Origin of the sequence: Streptomyces sp. SAJ15 (genome assembly GCF_007595705.1) — a bacterium.
Lineage (GTDB): Bacteria > Actinomycetota > Actinomycetes > Streptomycetales > Streptomycetaceae > Streptomyces.
On the sequence record NZ_NISY01000036.1, the window covers coordinates 1 to 4,669 of the forward strand.

The following is a 4,669-nucleotide window of genomic DNA, read 5'->3' on the forward strand; positions in this document are numbered from 1 at the left end:
GACGATGACCAGCCGAGTGTCGGCCAACCGCGGCTCGGCCAACCATGCCTGCACCCAGGCAAGCAACCGATACACCACCGCCCGAACCTGAACTGCGGTTTGCTGGGCGGCTTGTAGCGGTGTGGTGTTGATCGGGTGGCTGGTGGTGCTGGGGTTGTGCCAGTGGTGGACGGTGAGGACGGCGGTGGACGGCGGGGTCGCGCCGGAGTCGAGGGCGTGGGTCAGGGCGGTGAGATCGGTGTGGGTGTCGACGCGTGTTCCGGCGGCGTTCAACACGGTGGCCAGGTCCAGGGGGTCGTCATCGACGATGGCCCACTGCCCGGTCGGTGTGGTGGGAGCCTGTGTGGAGGGGAGGTTCGCCCACTCCACTTGGTACAGGTGATCGTGGGCCGAGACGGGCCGGGCCGCCTGGAGTTGTTCGGACGAGACAGGTCGGGTGACGAGTGCTTGGACGGTGGCCACTGGCGCCCCGGTGGGGTCGGCGACTGTCACTGCTACGGCGTCCCCGGCGGCGGGGGTCACCCGTACGCGCAGTGCGGTGGCTCCTGCGGCGTGCACGCGGACGTGCTGCCAGGAGAAGGGCAACCGACTGCGTTGGCCGGGTTCCGTGTCGGGTGAGAGGGTGAAGCCGACGGCGTGCAGGGCGGCGTCCAGCAGTGCCGGGTGCACGGCGTAGTGGTCGGCATGGTGGGTGTGCTCTTCGGGCAGGGCGACCTCAGCGAAGATCTCCTGGCCCTGCCGCCAGGCGGCCTGCAGACCTCGGAAGACCGGCCCGTAAGTGAAGCCCCCCTCGGCCAGGCGCTCGTAGAAGTCGGCAGTCGGCAGACACACGGCATTGGCCGGAGGCCAGCTACCCGTCATCCCACTATCGCTGACGTCCTGCTCCGAGCCGTCGTTGACCACAATGCCGGCCGCGTGGTGAAGCCAGGTGCCCTGGTCGGATGTGTCTTCGGAGTCCTGCACCCGTGAGTGGATGGAGAGGGCGCGTCGCCCGTCGTCGTCGGGTGGATCGAGGGTGAGCTGCACTTGGACGCCCGCCTGCTCGGGCAGCAGAAGAGGAGCGTGCAGGGTGAGCTCTTCCAGGTGGGGGCAACCGACTTCGGCGCCGGCGTGCAGGGCGAGTTCGACGAAGGCTGTGCCGGGAAGGAGGACGGTGTCCATGACGGCATGGTCCGCCAGCCAGGGGTGGGTACTGAGGGAGAGCCGCCCGGTGAAGACGTACCTGTCGCTGTCGGCGAGTTGGACCGCCGCCCCCAACAGCGGATGACTGGTGCTCCTCATCCCTGCCGCTGACACATCCCCCGCAAGGGGGGCGCTCTCCAGCCAGTAGCGCTGGCGTTGGAAGGGGTAGGTCGGGAGCTCCACCCGCTGGACCTTGATGCCGGTGTAGAGGTGTTCCCACGTGATGGGCAGGCCGTGGGTGTGGGCTTGGGCGAGGGAGGTGAGGAAGCGGCGGGGGCCGTCCTCGTCGCGGCGCAGGGTGCCGATGACGATCGGCTCGGTTGTGCCAGGGGTATTGGTGGGGTCGAGGGTGTCGTGGATGGTGTGGGTGAGGACGGGGTGGGGGCTGGTTTCGATGAAGGTGTGGTATCCGTCGGCTGCCAGGGTATGGAGGGCGTCGGAGAGTCGGACGGGTTGGCGCAGGTTGCGGTACCAGTAGCCAGCGTCCATGTCCGGCCCCGTGATCCACTGACCGGTGACCGTGGACAGCAGCGGAACGCTGGGTGTGGCCGGGGTGATGGACGCCAGACTGTGAAGGATCTCGTCCTCGACCGCTTCCACCTGGGGGCCGTGGGAGGCGTAGTCGACGGGGATACGCCGGGCTCGAATCTCCTGCTTGGCGCAGTCGGCCAGGAGTTCCTCCACCGCTTCCGGTTCGCCGGAGACGATCACGGTGCGGGGACCGTTGACGGCGGCGATGGCCAGTCGGTCCTGCCAGGTGGCCAGTCGTTCCTCGACTTCCTTCTCTGCCAGGGATACGGAGGCCATGGCGCCGTGGCCGGCCAGGCGGGTCAGGGCGCGGCTGCGGAGGGCGACCACCGCTGCGGCGTCGGTAAGGGACAGGGCGCCGGCGATGTGGGCTGCGGCGATTTCGCCTTGGCTGTGGCCGATGACGGCGTCGGGGTGGATGCCACATGCCTGCCACATGCGTGCCAGGCCCACCATGACCGCGAACAGCACCGGCTGGGTGACGTCGTCTCCTTCGAGGGAGGGCGCGCCGGCGGTCTGACGTAGGACCTGGCCCAGCGACCAGTTCAGGTGAGGCGCGAAAGCCTCTTCACATGCATCGATCTGCTCGGCGAAGACCGCCGAGGAATCGAGCAGATCGGCCGCCATGCCGGCCCACTGCGAACCCTGTCCGGGGAAGACGAAGACCGTCTTGCCTACCGGGGCGGTAGCGCTGCCGGTGACGACCTGGCCTGTGGGGTCACCAGTGGCCAGCGAGTGAAGTCCATCGAGTAGTTCGTCGCGATTCCTGCCGAGGATGACGGCACGGTGCTCGAACACCGCGCGGGTGGTGGCCAGGGACCAGCCGACGTCGAGCGGCTCAAGCTCCGGGCGGTCGTGGAGATGGGCTCGTAGCCGGATCGCCTGTTCGCGCACCGCCCCCTCGCCACGTCCGGAGACGAGCCAGGGCACCACTACGGGGGCCAGCACCGGCTTGTGCCCCTCGTCTCCCCGGGCGGGAGGTGGCTGGTCTGCCGCGTCTTGCTGTGCGGGCGGCTGCTCGATGATGACGTGGGCGTTGGTGCCGCTGACGCCGAAGGACGAGACGCCTGCCCGACGCGGCCGGCCGGCACGGGACCACGGTCGTGCTTCAGCGAGCAGGGAGATTGCTCCGGATGACCAGTCCACGTGGGGGGAGGGCGCGTCCACGTGCAGCGTCTTGGGGAGCGTCTCATGCCGTAGTGCCATGACCATTTTGATCACGCTGGCCACCCCGGCGGCGGCTTGGGTATGGCCGATGTTCGACTTCACCGACCCCAGCCACAAGGGCCGCTCGGCGGAGCGGTTGTCGCCATAGGTGGCCAGCAGGGCGTGTGCCTCGATCGGGTCGCCCAGCGTGGTGCCGGTGCCGTGCGCTTCGACGGCGTCGACATCGGCGGCGGTGAGTCCGGCGTTGGCGAGCGCCTGGCGGATGACGCGCTGCTGGGACGGGCCGTTCGGCGCGGTCAGCCCGCTGCTGGCTCCGTCCTGATTGACCGCGGTGCCCCGTACCACCGCCAACACCGGGTGGCCGTTGCGCTGCGCCTGGGACAACCGTTCCAGGAGCAGCATGCCCGCACCCTCCGCCCACCCGGTGCCGTCGGCGCTTGCGGCGAACGCCTTGCACCGCCCATCGGGAGCCAGCCCCCGCTGTCGACTGAACTCGACGAAACGGAAGGGCGCCGACATCACCGTCGCTCCGCCGGCCAGGGCCAGGGAGCACTCGCGAGCCCGCAACGCCTGACACGCCAGATGCAGGGCCACCAGAGAGGAGGAACAGGCGGTGTCCACCGTGACCGCCGGCCCTTCCAACCCCAGGGTGTACGCCACCCGGCCGGAGGCGACGCTGCTCGCGCTGCCGGTCCCCAGGTAGCCTTCGAGGCCGTCCGGGACGCTCTGGATCCGTGCGGCATAGTCGTGCCCCGCATAGCCGATGAACGCACCCGTTCGGCTGCCTTTGAGGGAGGCGGGGGAGATCCCGGCTCGTTCGATCGCCTCCCAGGACGTTTCCAGCAGCAGTCGTTGCTGTGGGTCGGTGGCCAGTGCTTCGCGTGGAGAGAGGCCGAAGAAAGCGGGATCGAAGTCGGGCGCGTCATGGACGAACCCGCCCTCTCGGACGTAGGACTTGCCCGGCTGATCCGGATCGGCGTCATAGAGTCCGTCGAGGTCCCAGCCACGATCGGTCGGGAACCCGGAGACCGCGTCCCGGCCGGCTGCCAGCAGCTCCCAGAACGCTTCAGGGGAGGACACCCCGCCTGGATAGCGGCAGGACATGCCCACGATGGCGATCGGTTCGGTTGAGGCCGCGATCAGGTTCTGGTTTCTGCGGCGAAGCCTTTCGATCTCCTTGAGGGATGCCCGCAGGGCATCGGCGACCTTCTCACCGGATGAAGTCACCATGATTAGAACTCCCCCTCCGCATCAGAATGAGGTGTCTCAAGCGCCATTTCGACGAGGCTGTCGAGGTCCATCGCGTCGAGCGTTTCCGTCTGGTCATGGCCGGCCTGGGCGCGTGCTTCGCTGCGTTTGTCGGCGAGTTCCAACAGCGGTGCCAGCAAGCCCGCCTCCCGCAAGGTCTCCAGGGGGAGTGACGCCATGGCTTCGCGAACGTCGGCCTCCGCGCCCGCGGACAGAGGATCGGCGTCGTGAAGATGGTCGTTGTCTTTCCCGGCGTTCGGGCAGAGGTCCGGGAAAGCGGCGGCCATGACGTGGTGAGCGAGGGCGTTCGGGGTGGGGTAGTCGAAAATCAGGGTCGTGGGCAGCTGGAGCCCTGTGGCCGCTGCCAGTCGATTCCGTAGATCCACGGCGGTCAGCGAGTCGAACCCTGACTCCAGGAAGCCGCGGTCGCCCGGCACCGCTTCCGGATGAGGAAGTCCGAGTGTGGTGGCGGCGTGGGTTTGGATGAGGTTGAGGAGGGTGGTGTGTTGTTTGGTGGGTGGGAGGGTGGTGAGTTGTTGGTGGA

At 68.5% G+C, this 4,669-nt stretch carries 2 protein-coding genes; both read right to left on the reverse strand.

Annotated features, from left to right (window positions below):
- The coding region (locus tag CD790_RS34180; protein ID WP_144387271.1) for a type I polyketide synthase at window positions 1–4,107 on the reverse strand (4,107 nt) is incomplete at its 3' end.
- Between the two features lie 2 nt (window positions 4,108–4,109).
- A partial coding sequence (locus tag CD790_RS34185; protein WP_186319404.1) for an acyl carrier protein occupies window positions 4,110–4,669 on the reverse strand: 560 nt, incomplete at its 5' end.